The sequence below is a fragment of the Nostoc sp. UCD121 genome, from assembly GCF_014222285.1.
Classification (GTDB): Bacteria; Cyanobacteriota; Cyanobacteriia; order Cyanobacteriales; family Nostocaceae; genus Nostoc.
Genome location: NZ_JACKZS010000053.1, coordinates 24,365 through 39,144 on the forward strand (window position 1 = coordinate 24,365; position 14,780 = coordinate 39,144).

15 protein-coding genes are annotated in these 14,780 nt (G+C 41.8%); 5 read left to right on the top strand and 10 right to left on the bottom strand.

What is annotated here, in order from left to right; all coding sequences use genetic code 11:
* Positions 1-82 precede the first annotated feature (82 nt).
* A complete protein-coding gene (locus GNF10_RS13815) occupies positions 83-439 on the bottom strand; it encodes an iron-sulfur cluster assembly accessory protein (protein WP_012407303.1) in 357 nt (118 codons plus the stop codon).
* A gap of 325 nt (positions 440-764) precedes the next feature.
* On the opposite strand from GNF10_RS13815, the gene GNF10_RS13820 reads away from it, so the two are divergent.
* The 4 genes from GNF10_RS13820 (at position 765) to GNF10_RS13835 (ending at position 6,508) form a co-directional block, all read left to right on the top strand.
* The gene (locus GNF10_RS13820) at positions 765-2,408 is read left to right on the top strand and encodes a hypothetical protein (RefSeq protein WP_185585232.1); all 1,644 of its coding nucleotides are present in this window, start codon (positions 765-767) and stop codon (positions 2,406-2,408) included.
* Between the two features lie 1,677 nt (positions 2,409-4,085).
* A complete protein-coding gene (locus GNF10_RS13825) occupies positions 4,086-4,262 on the top strand; it encodes a CopG family transcriptional regulator (RefSeq protein ID WP_185585558.1) in 177 nt (58 codons plus the stop codon).
* Between the two features lie 274 nt (positions 4,263-4,536).
* A complete protein-coding gene (gene zds, locus GNF10_RS13830) occupies positions 4,537-5,976 on the top strand; it encodes a 9,9'-di-cis-zeta-carotene desaturase (RefSeq protein ID WP_185585559.1) in 1,440 nt (479 codons plus the stop codon).
* An 88-nt stretch (positions 5,977-6,064) separates the two neighbouring features.
* Positions 6,065-6,508, top strand: a complete 444-nt coding sequence (locus GNF10_RS13835) for an SRPBCC family protein (RefSeq protein WP_163938433.1) — start codon at positions 6,065-6,067, stop codon at positions 6,506-6,508.
* A gap of 36 nt (positions 6,509-6,544) precedes the next feature.
* Here the strand turns inward: GNF10_RS13835 and GNF10_RS13840 are convergent, their stop codons facing one another.
* The 5 genes from GNF10_RS13840 to GNF10_RS13860 form a co-directional block, all read right to left on the bottom strand.
* Positions 6,545-6,742 carry a type II toxin-antitoxin system HicB family antitoxin gene (locus GNF10_RS13840; protein WP_185585560.1) on the bottom strand — a complete coding sequence of 66 codons (198 nt, stop codon included), beginning with the start codon at positions 6,740-6,742 and terminating at the stop codon, positions 6,545-6,547.
* Between the two features lie 138 nt (positions 6,743-6,880).
* Complete coding sequence (locus GNF10_RS38550; protein WP_260445872.1) at positions 6,881-7,021, bottom strand: hypothetical protein; 141 nt, start codon at positions 7,019-7,021, stop codon at positions 6,881-6,883.
* A gap of 81 nt (positions 7,022-7,102) precedes the next feature.
* Positions 7,103-7,339, bottom strand: a complete 237-nt coding sequence (locus GNF10_RS13850) for a 2Fe-2S iron-sulfur cluster-binding protein (protein WP_185585561.1) — start codon at positions 7,337-7,339, stop codon at positions 7,103-7,105.
* Positions 7,340-7,560: 221 nt separating this feature from the next.
* Positions 7,561-9,045: a cobyric acid synthase CobQ gene (cobQ, locus tag GNF10_RS13855; protein WP_185585562.1), complete on the bottom strand. Its 1,485-nt coding sequence runs from the start codon at positions 9,043-9,045 to the stop codon at positions 7,561-7,563.
* 236 nt (positions 9,046-9,281) lie between these two features.
* The gene (locus GNF10_RS13860; protein WP_185585563.1) at positions 9,282-9,686 is read right to left on the bottom strand and encodes an Npun_F0494 family protein; all 405 of its coding nucleotides are present in this window, start codon (positions 9,684-9,686) and stop codon (positions 9,282-9,284) included.
* 194 nt (positions 9,687-9,880) lie between these two features.
* Here GNF10_RS13860 and GNF10_RS13865 point away from each other — a divergent pair, with 194 nt between their 5' ends.
* Entirely contained in the window at positions 9,881-10,318 is a 438-nt protein-coding gene (locus tag GNF10_RS13865; RefSeq protein WP_185586159.1) for a peroxiredoxin, read from the top strand.
* A 78-nt stretch (positions 10,319-10,396) separates the two neighbouring features.
* Here the strand turns inward: GNF10_RS13865 and GNF10_RS13870 are convergent, their stop codons facing one another.
* The 4 genes from GNF10_RS13870 to GNF10_RS13885 form a co-directional block, all read right to left on the bottom strand.
* Complete coding sequence (locus GNF10_RS13870; RefSeq protein ID WP_185586158.1) at positions 10,397-10,795, bottom strand: hypothetical protein; 399 nt, start codon at positions 10,793-10,795, stop codon at positions 10,397-10,399.
* A 36-nt stretch (positions 10,796-10,831) separates the two neighbouring features.
* Positions 10,832-11,722 carry an ABC transporter permease gene (locus tag GNF10_RS13875; protein WP_185586160.1) on the bottom strand — a complete coding sequence of 297 codons (891 nt, stop codon included), beginning with the start codon at positions 11,720-11,722 and terminating at the stop codon, positions 10,832-10,834.
* Positions 11,723-11,845: 123 nt separating this feature from the next.
* Positions 11,846-12,865 (bottom strand): ABC transporter ATP-binding protein, encoded by a 1,020-nt coding sequence (locus tag GNF10_RS13880; RefSeq protein ID WP_185586157.1) that lies wholly within the window; start codon positions 12,863-12,865, stop codon positions 11,846-11,848.
* Between the two features lie 186 nt (positions 12,866-13,051).
* Positions 13,052-14,539, bottom strand: coding sequence for an aminotransferase class I/II-fold pyridoxal phosphate-dependent enzyme (locus GNF10_RS13885; protein ID WP_185586156.1), 1,488 nt, complete (start codon positions 14,537-14,539; stop codon positions 13,052-13,054).
* Positions 14,540-14,780: the final 241 nt, after the last annotated feature.

The following is a 14,780-nucleotide window of genomic DNA, read 5'->3' on the forward strand; positions in this document are numbered from 1 at the left end:
TAGTCATAGGCCAATAGTCAAGAGTTAGAAAAGCTTGACTCTTGACTATTGGAAAACCTCGCATGTGATCGGCTCCTCTTGGCTAAACCCCAAATGACTTGCCACAACCGCAAGTTTGGTTGGCATTAGGATTAGTAAATTGAAAGCCACCGCCAATCATGGCATCGCTGTAATCGAGCATTAAACCGTAGAGATATAAGAGACTCTTGCGATCGCTGACAATTTTGAAGCCATCATAGTCAAAAACTTCATCCTGCGGGGTGATCTTGCTAGTGTCTTCAAAGTCCATCATGTAAGACATCCCAGAACAGCCACCCTGACGGACTCCTACCCGTAAGCAGAAGTCTGTGCCTTGCTTGTCCCGGAGGGATTTTACCTGGTGCAATGCGGCTTCACTCAACAGAATTCCGCGTTGTTGAGACTGAATTGCTTGTGTCATCTGCTTTTTTCACTCCTTAATTAGTCTAAGCTTTACCCGATATCGGCTTGTTAATGCCTCTGGGTTTCCCTTGGTGTTTTTGTATTCATTCTAGCGGCTTAGATGTCGTTAGATGCCAAATTGTAAACACTCCGTTAAAAGCAGCCAAAGGTTTTTATTCTAGAATTGAGAGACTCAGTGTATTTAGAGATTCGGTATTTTTGGAGTTCAAGCATGGCTTGTCTGAGAAGCAACTATCTTTCAGGTGCAGCCATAAAAACCTAATCCGAGGCTAGCTATCCCCCAAAGTTTACTTTCAAATTGCTTCTTTTGATTAACCTACTCTATGACAAGTTTTAATCGCTCTACCAGTCGTCGGTTGAAGAAATTAACTCAAATTCCTTCTGTATGGGAGGGCGATCGCCGTCCGTTGTCATCACCGAACCAGCACTCAGACTCTGAGGAAAAGGGAGAATGCATTCTTTGGGTAGATTACTCCCAAGGTGTTGTCCGAGGAATGGACGTGGTAGCCTCAGATGTTGGCCCAGAAGCAATCGTTCGTACCTTAATGCGAGCAATGGAGCATCCCCACAGTCCGGCAAGACCTGCTAGGCCCCAAAGAATTGTAGTTAAAGACCGCGAGATCCAATTTTATCTGCGGGGAGTGCTGCAAGATTTGGATATCGCCATTGACTACGCACCAGAACTGCCTTTAATTGACGAACTATTTCGCGGGTTCGCTGACATCCTCGATAGTCAAACCCCTGACTTACCCCCACAGTATGCACAAATCTTGCGAGAGAAAGCATTTGCAATTTGGCAAGCAGCACCTTGGGAATTTTTGGAAGAACAGCAAATTTTGTCAATCGAGATTAATAAGTGGGATGTTGGCACACTCTACGCCTCAGTCATGGGAATGCTGGGAATGGAGTATGGAATTTTGTTTTATCGCTCAGAAGAGTCTTTAAAACAGTTTCGCACCGCAGTTTTACAAGATGAAGAATCAACGGAGCATCTAGAAGAAGCGTTTCTCAAGCAAGATTGCCTATTTCTGACCTTTGAGAGTGCTGATGAAGACGAAGATGAAGACGATGACGAAGAAAGTGATTTAGCGGATCTGCCATTATCAGAAATTGATCCCACTTTCGGTAATATCCACCCCTTAGAAGGACTGCGGTCTGTTTTGTATGACGAAGAAGCGCTGGTAATCTTCGTTGCGATCGAAAGCCTAATCCGCTTTATTCGCGATCACCGCCGCCATTTGCATGAGGATATCTTCCCTACCCTCAGCCGTCGTTATCGCATCTCTCTGCTGCAGTCGGAAGAATCAATTAAATCTGTGGCTGTGACAGTCTCTACCATGCCGCAGTTAGCAGCAGAATTAGAAGAAATGGCAGGTTTTGGTGACGATGATGAAGAAATTGATAACCTTAACTCCTCAAATTTCCAATCATTGCAAGATGACTTGATACCGGAAGACTCCTTTCTCAGCTTAGGCGTAGTGTCCTGGGAAATGTTGGATCACCTCCGTAAGGGGGTAACTTACCATAAGGCGGGTGAAATTAAACAAGTGGGTGACGGTTTGCCGGTGATTTTAATTCAAACTTCTCGCCCCAAGGCTAAAACTGTAATTGAAAGAATTGAAGCAGCAGGCGGGCTGAGAGCAATTTGCTTTAATCCAGGTGCCGATCCTTTCGATGGCGATCGCTACGATCTGGGTTTATTGCAAACTCAAAATGGTGAATTGTTCCTATTTGGTGAATTTTTAGATGAAGATCCTATTCATGTAGAAGCCCGAAAAAAATGGAATCAGAGGTGTAAAAATACTAAGGGCTATTGTGGCTTAATCATTGCTAAAGGATTAACAGGAGCTTCCCGTGGCAATCCTCAGTTACGAGACATGATGGCTTTGTTTGAAACGCGATCGGTTTCACCGAAAGATTTAGGTATTGGCACTCTCCAACTCATGCCCCAATTCAAATTGGAATAGTTGCATTCATGGCCGTAATCTGACATTAAGGATTACGGCTATAAGAAATTAAGTTGATATATATTTGATTCGCATATTAACCAGATTCCGCGCTGAGAAGTTAGGTACATTACTGAGTACTAAGGAAACTACAGAATACTTGGCTTTGATGCACCTATTACGGCAAGGCGGAAATTTATTTAACTTTGAAAAGAGGATTAATTTTTCTCCGAGTCTTGGTCATGGAGATGTTAGCTACATTTCTACGAAGGTTTACTAGGAAATATCCCAGGATGGCAGCTAACTTTACCTAAATTTCATGAAGTATCTATATTGTCATGGTTTTTCAGTAATTTAATTCGAAATTTTTTTAGTATAAAAAAATACAAATGTCTTTTTAAGTATTTAAGAAGTTGAGTTTAATCAAACTTAGCCGATGCACTTCAATATCAGAATCTTTTTTTTTACAACTTTTTGAGCTTAGAAGGTTGTTCTGTATCAATACCATTAAGCAAAAGCTCATATTTATCTCTTTTTCTTTGTAATTTTTTTATAAAGTCTAAAAATGAGTTATTTTAGTGCCTAAATAAAGTTTATTTAAAGCCCATAAATCATGGTTATAATGAATACACTCAACAAGAACATTGAAGTGGAAAATAGCTTTTATGCTTAAGTTTACTAATTAATAACCATTTTAATTCAAGACTTTTTTAGCAGTAGTTTTTCTCTTAGCTTAGATATAAATTAAGCAGTCTTAAGAAAGTTTTTAGCGGATTATTTTGCTAAAAGCAATTTTCGTAACATCAAAATAGGTGAATACGAAGAATTGAAATAATACTGACTTTAAAACAAATTATATCGCTAGGGGGAAGAGAGAAAACATCTAAGATTTCATCATATATTTCCGGGGACTTAGTGAAAAAAAAATGAAACAAAACTAAAATATTATTATCGGCGACGGTCAAGTAACACCACGCGTATTCTTGGTTAATTTGCCTGAGTGAAATTACAGGTAATGCTGTTAAATTTTACCAAAAGATTTAGCTTTTTATACCCAGTAAGCTGAATCTTATACCCTTGTTTATGACTACAACATTAGCACGGTAAAGTAATCAGTTTAATTGCAGTAAGCCAAAAGCCTTAACCATTTAAGTCGCTCTTAGCTTATTGGCTACAGATGGATGTTTGCTCTAGATCGATCGCTTATTTGCCTACTTTTAAGTGATTGTTTCTGAGCTGTATATCTCGCCTGAAGCCACCTGTAAGAAACAATTTCAGCCTGACAATGATTCTAAAGCTTTATTTTCATCTGTTATACCAGATGTTCTCACCAAGTGGGTTTGACAAAGTTGGTTCAGATATAAGGTCAAATTATTTCGATAGAGAATAATTTTGCAAATTTTGATTGAGTCAGCATTCGGTATCTCAAATTCATTTATAGAAGTTCATTGCCAGGCTTTACTGATGCTGTTAGTAGGGTTATCCCCCTCAGAAGGAACTATGTGCTGTTTTTACTGTCAAAATAGTAACAAATAAAGTGTAGTTTTTTGATTTCTTTAGAAAAGTATGAATCCTTTGACAAAACGACAATTTTTAATATTAATGGTATTACTTGTTTCGTGAGACAAATTCTGATAATCTTATCGGTTCCCTCTTTAATTTAGACTCTTTCGACAATCTAGATATACAGCAGATAGCATGATAATGACAAATAAAAAATGGGCCGTTAAACGCATAACAGTTAATCTTGCAACGCAGGAAGCGGAAAAACTAGAAAAATATTGCCAACAAACAGGTAGACCTGCAACCGATGTGATTCGCGAACTGATTAGAAGTTTGCCTCTTTCCGATGATGGCAAAGATGTAAACAAGTAAGAACATATTTTCATTACTTACTAGATAACTGCTTTGCCACCAACAAAATAGCTTTGATACTTTTTTGGGTGCGCCGCAATGGACAAGAATTTGTCTAGCTGATACAGGCGCGTTTTGCTCGCGTCTGGTCAATTACGGGTACTAAAAGAAGTAATTAAAGAGGTTTTAGTATCGACATTGCTTGCCTTAATCTGCTGGTAGAGTTGATATTAAGTAGCAAATTCCGACACCAACCCAGTTACAATCTGTAAAGAAACTGAAAAGGAACGACGGAATGCGTGTTGCAATCGTAGGTGCGGGACTTGCTGGACTAGCAACCGCAGTGGATCTAGCTGATGCTGGTTGTGAAATAGAGATTTTTGAGTCTCGTCCGTTTGTGGGTGGTAAAGTAGGCAGTTGGGTTGATGGAGATGGCAACCATCTAGAAATGGGGTTGCATGTATTTTTCGGGTGCTACTACCAACTATTTGACTTGATGAAGAAAGTGGGGGTGTTAGAGAACTTACGCCTCAAAGAACATACCCACACTTTTATTAATAAAGGGGGGCGCACTGGTGGTTTGGATTTTCGCTTCTTTACAGGTGCGCCTTTCAATGGGTTAAAGGCATTTTTCACGACTTCTCAACTATCGTTGCAGGATAAATTGCAAAATGCGATCGCTTTGGGTACTAGTCCTATTGTTCGCGGATTGGTAGACTTTAACGGCGCGATGAAAACCATCCGCAACTTGGATAAAATTAGCTTTGCCGATTGGTTTCGCAGTCATGGTGGCAGTAATGGCAGCATTAAGCGGTTATGGAACCCTATTGCTTACGCTCTGGGATTTATTGATTGCGAAAATATGTCTGCCCGTTGTATGTTAACCATATTCCAGTTATTTGCAGTCAGAACTGAAGCTTCAGTTTTGCGAATGCTGGAGGGTTCTCCCCATGAATATTTGCACAAGCCCATTCTGGAATATTTAGAAGCCAGAGGCACTAAAGTTTATACGCGTCGGCAAGTGCGAGAAATTCAGTTTATAGAGTCAAACGAACAAACCCGTGTCACTGGTATAGCAGTTGCCCAAGGTGATGCAGTTGAAACTATCACTGCTGATGCTTACGTTTTTGCCTGTGATGTTCCAGGAATTCAACGTATCCTACCCCAGGAATGGCGTAAGTGGTCAGAATTTGACAATATTTACAAACTGGATGCAGTACCAGTGGCTACAGTGCAGTTACGCTTCGATGGTTGGGTAACAGAACTCAACGATGAAGAGCAACGTAAACAGCTAAATCACGCGGCTGGAATTGATAATTTACTCTACACAGCCGATGCTGACTTTTCTTGTTTTGCGGATTTAGCGTTGACTAGCCCTGCTGATTATTATCGCCCAGGGCAGGGATCTTTGTTACAACTAGTGCTGACACCGGGAGATCCGTTTATTGCACAGAGTAATGAAGCGATCGCACAGCATGTCCTCAAGCAAGTCCATGAACTGTTTCCCTCGTCGCGGGAGCTAAATATGACTTGGTATAGTGTAGTAAAACTTGCTCAGTCTCTCTACCGAGAAGCGCCAGGGATGGATGCGTATCGTCCCAACCAAAAAACACCAGTAGATAATTTCTTCCTTGCAGGGAGTTATACTCAGCAAGATTATATTGACAGCATGGAAGGTGCTACTATTTCTGGACGGCGGGCGGCAAAAGTGATTTTGGAGAGTTTGAAGAGATAACCTAGACACGCAGTGGCTTGCCGCAGGCTACCGCCAAGGACGCATTCGCACAGCGTCTCGTAGAGAAGAACGCAAAGGAAGAAGAAAAATGTCAGATTGGTTAGAGCATACTGTGCAGGTAGAGGTAGAGGCTCCCATAGATTTAGTATGGAGCCTCTGGTCTGATTTGGAGCAAATGCCCCGGTGGATGAAGTGGATTGATTCGGTGAAAATTCCGCCAGATAATCCAGATATATCTCTTTGGAAATTAAAGACCGGCAGTCTAGAATTTAATTGGCAATCCCGAATTCTTAAAGTTATTCCCAACCAAATTATCCAATGGGAATCGATTGATGGTTTGCCTAATCAGGGAGCGATTCGCTTTTACGATCGCCACAATAGTAGCATTGTCAAAATGAGTATTTCCTATGCTATCCCCGGCATTATTGGCAAAATTATGGATAACTTATTTTTGGGACGGATAGTTGAATCGACGATTCAAGCTGATTTGGAAAGGTTTAAAGAATATGCGCTGAATGTTAAAGCTAATTGATATTGTTCAGCACTAGTTACCACCTACTCAATTGCGTTAACATATTTTACTTACTGTTGGTTCTGGAAGTGGATCACCTACAGCTTCGTAAGCAATAATTAGAGACTCTAAAGCTTCAATTCCATTTACTACAGCTAACTCATAAGTATCCCCATGAGTCCGCCAACGTTGTCCTGGAAAATCAGCAAATCCGACTAAGAAGCAATCATCTTCATCAGACCATTGAATAATCATTTGGTACTTAAGCTTACTCCTCTTTTTCTTTCCCTTCTACTTCCTCAATTGCCTGTCTCACTTCCTTCTCTTGGTAGCGTTTAGCATCTGCTCCGTTTTTGCCTGAAATCGTGATTTTTCCAGATAGAGGGGATGTACCTAATTCGTATGACTTCTGTAAAACCTACTTGGGACAGCATTTGCTTCAGTTCCCGGATTTTCTTTGGCATTAATTTTCTTAAAAAATGCGATCGCCACAGTAAGAAATAATGGTTCAAATATTCCTTGCTGTCTATCCAAAAAAATCTAATCAATGATTAGATTTTTGTTTGTACATGACTTGTTTTACTATACTAGTTCTTGTGAATAACAGGGCTGACATTACCAAGTAGGATCGCTAAACAAATTAATCGTCAATTCCTCACGTGGCGGTACTGCGGTGATACAAGCGCGGATGATCTCTCCATCCTCTAATTCGACGGTGCAAGCGTGACAAGACCCCATTAGACAACCGGTGGGAATAAGTACTCCAGCCCGGTCTGCTACATCTAAAATGGCTTCTCCCACTTCGGCATCTACTATCACATCATCTGGTAAAAAGTGGACACGAACAATCATGAATCTTACACTTTTGATTTGAAATTGATTCGTAAGGGTTGTTATTTGTCATTTGCCTTTTGTCTTTACAAATGACAAATAACCATCTTAACGAAAAAAGTGCAATTTCTTTTATGCAATTTATATCAAATTTGAAACATGATGTGAGAGATGAATTCACTACACCTCGATTTAGAAAACTATTCTCAATCCAAAATCTAAAATTAAAAATGGTATCAGTTCTAAGACAAAAATGGAGTTAAGTCTAAATGGCTTTCTACTTCAGTGGCTAAAGAGTCCAAAATCTGCTCTCGCTGTTCTCGATAGTTAGCAACACCGGTAGGCAAAGATTTTAAACCACGCTGTTGACGGAGGCGATTTAACCAAGCGCGTCGCCAAGGGCCGTTATCAAAAAGCCCGTGGAGGTAACTTCCCCACACCGATTGACAACTATCCACTAACCCTAAATTAATATCGTCAAATAGGGCATGGTAGGATTGAGGATCTATTCCTTGCTGCTCGATGCGCGATCGCCCTTGATGAATTTCAAAGCCATTAACTGGCAAGCCCTGTTGTGGATAATTTGAGCTAACTTGGCGCTGGCGGGCGATTTTTTGTCCGGTAATTACGGTTCTAATTGGTAAAAGATTTAACCCTTGAAATCTGCCAGCTTGTCCTTCTATCCCTTCTGGATCGGCGATGATTTGACCGAGCATTTGATAGCCACCGCAGATACCTAAAACGGTTCCACCAGAGGCAGCATAGTGTTGAATAGCTTCTGCCATACCGCTTTTTTGTAGCAGTAGCAAATCAGCGATTGTGGTCTTTGTACCTGGGATAATTACGGCATCAGGATGTCCCAAATCTTGCTTAGGGCTTAAGTATTTTACTGAAACTGTGCTTTCTGATTCCAGTGGGTCAAAATCGGTGAAATTGGCAATTCTGGGTAAGCGGATGACGGCAATGTTGAGGTCTGTTTGGGCTTTACTTGACGACGATTGACGCTCTAGCAAATCCAGGGAGTCTTCGGTCGAAAACACTTCTTGCAAGTAGGGTATAACACCGACAACAGGAATACCAGTGCGTTCTTCTAACCATTTTATTCCCGAATCTAAGAGCGATCGCTGTCCTCGAAATTTGTTAATTACTACACCCTTAATTAGAGCGCGTTCATCTGGTTCCAATAACTCTAAGGTTCCTATCACATGGGCAAAAGCACCACCCCGATCAATATCAACTACTAACATTGTTGGTGCATTCAAATATTTTGCCACCCGCATATTAGTTAAATCACGGTGCTTGAGGTTAATCTCTGCTGGACTACCGGCACCTTCACAAACCAGTAAGTCAAATTCTGTTCCTAAATGCTGTAGCGATTCTTCAATTGTCCGCCACCCCAGTTCAAAATATTGCTCGTAGTAATCTGAGGCACTTACTTTCCCTACAGACCTACCTTTGATAATTACTTGGGAAGTCATATCCCCTTGAGGTTTGAGTAAAATTGGGTTCATTTCTACCCAAGGCACGACTCCCGCAGCCCAAGCTTGCACTGCTTGGGCATAGCCAATTTCTCCACCACTGGCAGTAACATAAGCATTTAAAGCCATATTTTGACCTTTAAAGGGAGCCACTCGCCAGCCACGCCGCGACAGAATGCGACAAATAGCTGTAGTTAAAAGTGATTTCCCTGCATGGGATGTTGTCCCCACCACCATAATTGATTTCATAGTTGCTATTAGTTAGTTTTTCAAGATACAGAGTGAATTTTTAGGAGCGAACAATAAGCGAGCAGGAAGACATGAGGGAGTAGGGGAAGAAGAAATAATACACCATGCCCCACACCCACCATTAGCATCACAAATTTTAATTAGATGATTACGGTAAAGACTTCATGAATAAATGTGATGTTTCCGTATATATTATTCCCTTTGATTGCCTAATGCTAACTCTTTGGTTTTTTATTCTAAAAGGGTATCCGTAACCAACGAATCACAGCATCGAATAAACGATCGCGCCATGAAGGTGTCCGCCAGTTTTTTCCGTGGTATTGTTCCACCAACTGGCGACCCAAGGGAGTGAGGCGAAAACTATCTGTAATTCCCTGTCCATCGACTTCTCGCCGCAATACACCCACTTGGATTAGCCAACCCAAGGCGTTATCACAGGCTAATTCTGATAAAGGGCGCTTAGTATAGCCCTGCTTGAGTCCATTTTCCAGAGCGATCGCAGTTACTGAGACACTCTGGTGTTCCATGACTTCAAATAAAAATAAATTGAAGGGCGAACACACTAGCGATCGCTCGGCTCTTTCTACTGTGCTTTGAGGATAGACAAAAATATTTGGGTTTTGGGAATCAGCAGCAGCCATTTTGTAGGGGGAGAAATTTTTCTTCTTAAAAAGATTAATTCAAGAATATATTTTTTCTTGCACTATATACCTCATTTAACCAAAATTATTTACCTGAAGTATAGTTATGCTATTTTTTAGTAATTATATTTAATGATTATAAATTAATGTAAAATTTCAAGTGCATCAACAATCTGAAACAGGAAAGGTTAATTATGCCTCTAGCAGTTGGTACGGATGCACCTGCATTTACCGCCAAAGATACAAACGGCAACACAGTCTCGTTATCTAATTTGAGGGGAAAGACAGTTGTTTTGTATTTTTACCCCAAAGATGACACGCCAGGCTGCACCAAACAAGCCTGTAGTTTTCGGGATGCCCAGGCTCAATATCAAGGTAAAGATATTGTAATCTTGGGAGTCAGCGCAGATGATGAAGTCTCCCATCAGGCATTCACCCAAAAATATAATTTGAATTTTCCTCTATTGGCTGACTCCGACAAATCCCTCATCAAAGCTTTCGATGTGGATGGCGGTGGTTATGCCAAGCGCGTCACCTACGTAATTGACCCCAACGGCAAAATTACCCATGTTGACACTAGTGTGAATACCACTACCCACGCTAGCGATGTTTTAGCTGCACTTGGGCTGTAGTTTTTTACCTGATAACTAAGGTTTTTTTAAATAGTCTCAGCCCCGAGCCTCTAGAGGCTCGGGGTTCTTTGCTTGAATTCAGTTACCTGATTGTGGTGTAACCGATGGCGGTGTAGCTGATGGTAGTGTAAACGATGGCAAACTGGGGCTTGCTTGCTGTTGTTCACCTCGAATTAGTTTTTGTTGCCTTGCTTTAAAGGCTGCTGCGGCTGAGTCTAATTGTTCGTTCTGTTGGTCAGAATTCCAGTTGAGAGTCCCGAAATTTGCCCGATGAATCAGGTCAAACATATTGAAATTATCTGCGTTTGTCCGGGAAAATGGATCGGTATTTTGGTCTGTTGTACTATTACTGGGAAAAGCATCGGCTGGGCTGCTTACTTGAGCCGAACTAGGTTGAGCCATGAGCAAGGAAGCAAAGCTAATTCCTGCCACGGTAGCTACAAAGAGTCTAGGAATTTGTAAAAATGGTTTTTTCATGGGATTTTGACCCTAAAATTGCTCTATTTTATCTCTTTAAGCAAGAGTCCGCCGTAGTTGGGGTTGAATGCTCAGTAAGGCAACAACGGCAAAGCCAAACAATACCAGCAATGCTCCCCCAAAGGTAACATCACCCCAAGGAGCCTGCATAACGACACTACTTAGTCCCCAACTACTGTGGAGATACAGATAGCGAATGGGTTCGATCGCATAGCTAAGAGGATTCAGGGTAGCGATAACCTGTAACCACTGTGGCATGAAGGATAAAGGAGCCAAAGCAGTACTAGCAAACAATAATGGTAGGTTGGTGACGAAAATCACTGCAATCAGTTCAATGTGTCCAGGTAGAGCGAAAGCTAAACCTAGGGAGATGGCTGTTACGCCCAAAGCTAATAAAAAGACAATTAGAGCGATCGCACTTAAACCGACTGCATCGGGTAGTCCAGCGCCCAAAAATGCCGCCGCCGCTACAATCACGGCCGCTTGCAGCAAACTCTGGCTGATGATAAAGATTGCCGAAGCAAAGACAATGGAAAACCGCGATGCTAACGGTGCCACCAGCAAACGATTCAAAAAGCCGAACTCACGGTCAAACATTACGGGTAAACCAGCATTCAGCGCCCCAGCAAAGGCTGTAAACACAATAATGCCGGCAGCTAAGAATTGTCCGTAATTTGTTGTTGTATTACCAAATATACCCTTGGGGGCATTTTGGAACAAAGCACCAAACAGTATCAACCACATGACTGGCTGAATAATTCCGGCAACCAAAGATGAGGGACGACGTTGCAACTGAATAAACAAGCGACGAGTTAAAGCCAACGTCTCTTGTACTAATTCACCGAAAAAGCTAGGTGCAGCATTAACATCTGCTGGTGGCGATGCTAGTGACTGCCAATTGATATCAGATTTAGGAGTAACGCTCATAGAAATTTGGGAATTGGGAATTGAGAACTTGTACTGAGCGAAGCCGAAGTATTGGGAATTGAGAATTGGGGATTGGGAATTGGGCATTCATTATTAATTCTTTTTTCTCATCTTGCCCTGCCCCTATCTCATAAGCTGCTTTTTCTCAGCTTTAGGATCGCGAGTGGCAACGGCTGCCAGTTCTGCATCCATCAGGGTGCGTCCTGTAGCGGCGAGGTAAACGTCATCGAGGCTGGGGCGAGATTGGGCAATACCAAATATGGGTAAGCCAGCAGTATTAAGTGCTTGCTGTATGTTAATAAGAACATCATTTTGAGGTGTCACCACCAAGTTGAGAGAATTACCTTGAGCGCTGTTGATAATGACTTCTTGCACAAAGGGCAAAGGTTGCAAGAGGTTTTTCGCTTTTTCTGCTTCCTCGCTGGGGGAAAACTCTCGGATTCGCAAGGTGATGCGATCGCCCCCGACTTGATCTTTTAATTGTGAAGGTGTCCCAGAGGCAATTACCACGCCCCGATCTATAATTGCCACGCGATCGGCTAAAGCGTCAATTTCTTCTAGGTAATGGCTGGTAATTACTACCGTTGTCCCAGAGGCGCGTAATTTTCGCAGGAAATCCCACACCACAAAACGGGTTTCTATATCAAGTCCTACAGTTGGCTCATCCAATACCAAAACATCTGGTGCATGGAGCAACCCAGCAGCCAAGTCTAGGCGCTTGCGTAAACCACCAGAATAGTTTCCTGTCTTTTTATTGGCGTATTCTTGCAAACCAAGTAAATCTAATACCGTCTCAATGCGCTGTTTGGCTACTGCGCGTGGAAGGTGATAAAGTGCTGCTTGCAATTGCAGCAGTTCTTTTCCAGTTAGCACCTTATCTATAGCTACTTCCTGAGCAACATAGCCTAGTCGTTGCCTTGCCACCCTCGGATTATCTAACACAGAGATGCCAGATACTTCGATTTTGCCAGCATCCGGTGTGGTCAGCGTACACAAGGCACGTAAGGTAGTAGTTTTCCCAGCACCGTTGGGGCCAAGTAAACCAAAGATTTCTCCTGGCTCTACCTGAAATGAAACATCCTGAACGGCAACCACTGTACCGTAACGTTTTTGCAGATTCTGAATTAAAACGGCGGGAGCCATGACAGCTTTTCCCCAACTATACAAATCTCAATAAAGTCTATCCTTATTGTAGAAGCTAGAGAGCAAGGAAATAACAGATGAGCGAAAATCTCTAAACAAGTTCGCTTCATGCGCCATACTGCCAAAAATTTTGATTATTTTAGACAAATTGCTTGATTGCGTTTGTGGCGAATTAACATTAGGACGTTATTTCACAACTTTCAAAGTTTTGAGGCTGGAATCATTGCAACCACTGATAAATCCCCCCATTGCTTGGATTTGTTGCAGGTAATCAAGGACGGGTTTGGTGATCATTTCTCCCGGCATTAACACAGGAATTCCTGGGGGATAGGGACAGATAATTTCGGCACAGATGCGATCGCTAGTTTCTGCTAAAGGCAATGTTTCACTGAGAGCAAAAAAGGCTTCACGGGGAGAAAAATGTAAAGTATGACCCTGTGTAGTTAAAAGATTCTGCAAATTAGGATTTGTAACATTCAAGTTGGTTCGGCGATATTCTTTAGCAAGAGTAGTAAAACCTTGCACTAATTGCTTGATATCAGCTGGGGTATTGCCCAAACTAATGATAAAGGTAATATGTTGCAGTGAGGCGAATTCAGCAGTGACAGCAAATTTTTCATCTAGAATTTCATCTGCTTCAAATCCGGTTAAGCCTAAACCAGAGACAGTTACAGTTAAGCGCGTTTCGTCTAAAGCCACAAAGTCGGGAGATCCCCCCAACCCCCCTTGATAAGGGGGGCTAGGCATCTGTAAGACAGATAATCCAGGAATTTGGCTGATTTTTGTTCTAGCTTCATTGGCAAGTTGCAATGTGCGAGACATCAGCATCTTTCCGTAGAGTGCCATTTGCTGACGCGCTGCATCTAAAGAAGCTAAAAGTAAATAACTAGGACTGGTAGATTGTACAAGTTGCAAAGCTTTACTGATGCGATCGCAATCTATCCTATTACCTTGGATATGCAGCATCGATGCCTGTGTCATTGCACCAAGTACTTTATGGATGGATTGTACAGTTAAATCTGCACCTGCGGCTAAAGCTGGAGTGGGTAATTCGGAATGAAAGGCAAAGTGTGCGCCGTGTGCCTCATCTACGAGTAAAGGGATATTGTATTGATGGGTAATATTGGCGATCGCACTCAAATCTCCACAAACGCCGTAATATGTTGGATGAACTGTCAACACTGCTTTAGCATCTGGATGTTGTTGGAGTGCAGATTCTACAGCATTGGGCGTGATGCTGTGGGCAATATCTAAAACTGGATCGTATTCAGGATTGAGAAAAATTGGTATTACACCAGAGAGAATTAAACCTGCGATCGCAGAAGAATGCACATTGCGAGGCAAAATGATTTTATCGCCTGTGCCACAGGTAGCGAGAATTGCCGCTTCAATCCCACAGGTAGAACCGTTAACAAGAAACCATGTTTGCGAAGCGCCAAAAGTCTCAGCCGCTAGTTGTTGCGCTGCTTGAATAACGCCTTGGGGTGCAAAGAGATTATCTAAATCTGCTAATTCGGTTAAATCGGCACGAAAGACGGCTTTCCCAAGTAAATCAGCCAAAGGTTGAGAAATTCCCTCACCTTGTTTATGTCCTGGGGTGTAAAAAGGTGCATGAGGTCTTGCTGCATTGGCTTTTAACGCATCTAATAATGGTGTTTGGTTTTGATTGAGCATTAAAATAATTTGTAATTCGTAATTTAGAAAATAAAATGTTAATTTTGTCAACATTTTAAGGTAGATTGGATAGAAATTGATACAGATGGAATCAGGCTGTGGACAATCGGGGAAACTACCGCTAATAATATTTATCTACGTTTGATTACTGCATTTATAGATTAAATCTTAGTTTTAAATTAAGTAAGTCAGTGAGAAAAATTCAATGTATATGAAGAAATATAAATTAGCTGTAGGGTGT

Bases quoted from the DNA above. Each gene is read 5' to 3' on its own strand.
- GNF10_RS13815 (WP_012407303.1), bottom strand. From the start codon at position 439: ATGACACAAGCAATTCAGTCTCAACAACGCGGAATTCTGTTGAGTGAA.
- GNF10_RS13820 (WP_185585232.1), top strand. From the start codon at position 765: ATGACAAGTTTTAATCGCTCTACCAGTCGTCGGTTGAAGAAATTAACT.
- GNF10_RS13825 (WP_185585558.1), top strand. From the start codon at position 4,086: ATGATAATGACAAATAAAAAATGGGCCGTTAAACGCATAACAGTTAAT.
- zds (WP_185585559.1), top strand. From the start codon at position 4,537: ATGCGTGTTGCAATCGTAGGTGCGGGACTTGCTGGACTAGCAACCGCA.
- GNF10_RS13835 (WP_163938433.1), top strand. From the start codon at position 6,065: ATGTCAGATTGGTTAGAGCATACTGTGCAGGTAGAGGTAGAGGCTCCC.
- GNF10_RS13840 (WP_185585560.1), bottom strand. From the start codon at position 6,742: ATGATTATTCAATGGTCTGATGAAGATGATTGCTTCTTAGTCGGATTT.
- GNF10_RS13850 (WP_185585561.1), bottom strand. From the start codon at position 7,339: ATGATTGTTCGTGTCCACTTTTTACCAGATGATGTGATAGTAGATGCC.
- cobQ (WP_185585562.1), bottom strand. From the start codon at position 9,045: ATGAAATCAATTATGGTGGTGGGGACAACATCCCATGCAGGGAAATCA.
- GNF10_RS13860 (WP_185585563.1), bottom strand. From the start codon at position 9,686: ATGGCTGCTGCTGATTCCCAAAACCCAAATATTTTTGTCTATCCTCAA.
- GNF10_RS13865 (WP_185586159.1), top strand. From the start codon at position 9,881: ATGCCTCTAGCAGTTGGTACGGATGCACCTGCATTTACCGCCAAAGAT.
- GNF10_RS13870 (WP_185586158.1), bottom strand. From the start codon at position 10,795: ATGAAAAAACCATTTTTACAAATTCCTAGACTCTTTGTAGCTACCGTG.
- GNF10_RS13875 (WP_185586160.1), bottom strand. From the start codon at position 11,722: ATGAGCGTTACTCCTAAATCTGATATCAATTGGCAGTCACTAGCATCG.
- GNF10_RS13880 (WP_185586157.1), bottom strand. From the start codon at position 12,865: ATGGCTCCCGCCGTTTTAATTCAGAATCTGCAAAAACGTTACGGTACA.
- GNF10_RS13885 (WP_185586156.1), bottom strand. From the start codon at position 14,539: ATGCTCAATCAAAACCAAACACCATTATTAGATGCGTTAAAAGCCAAT.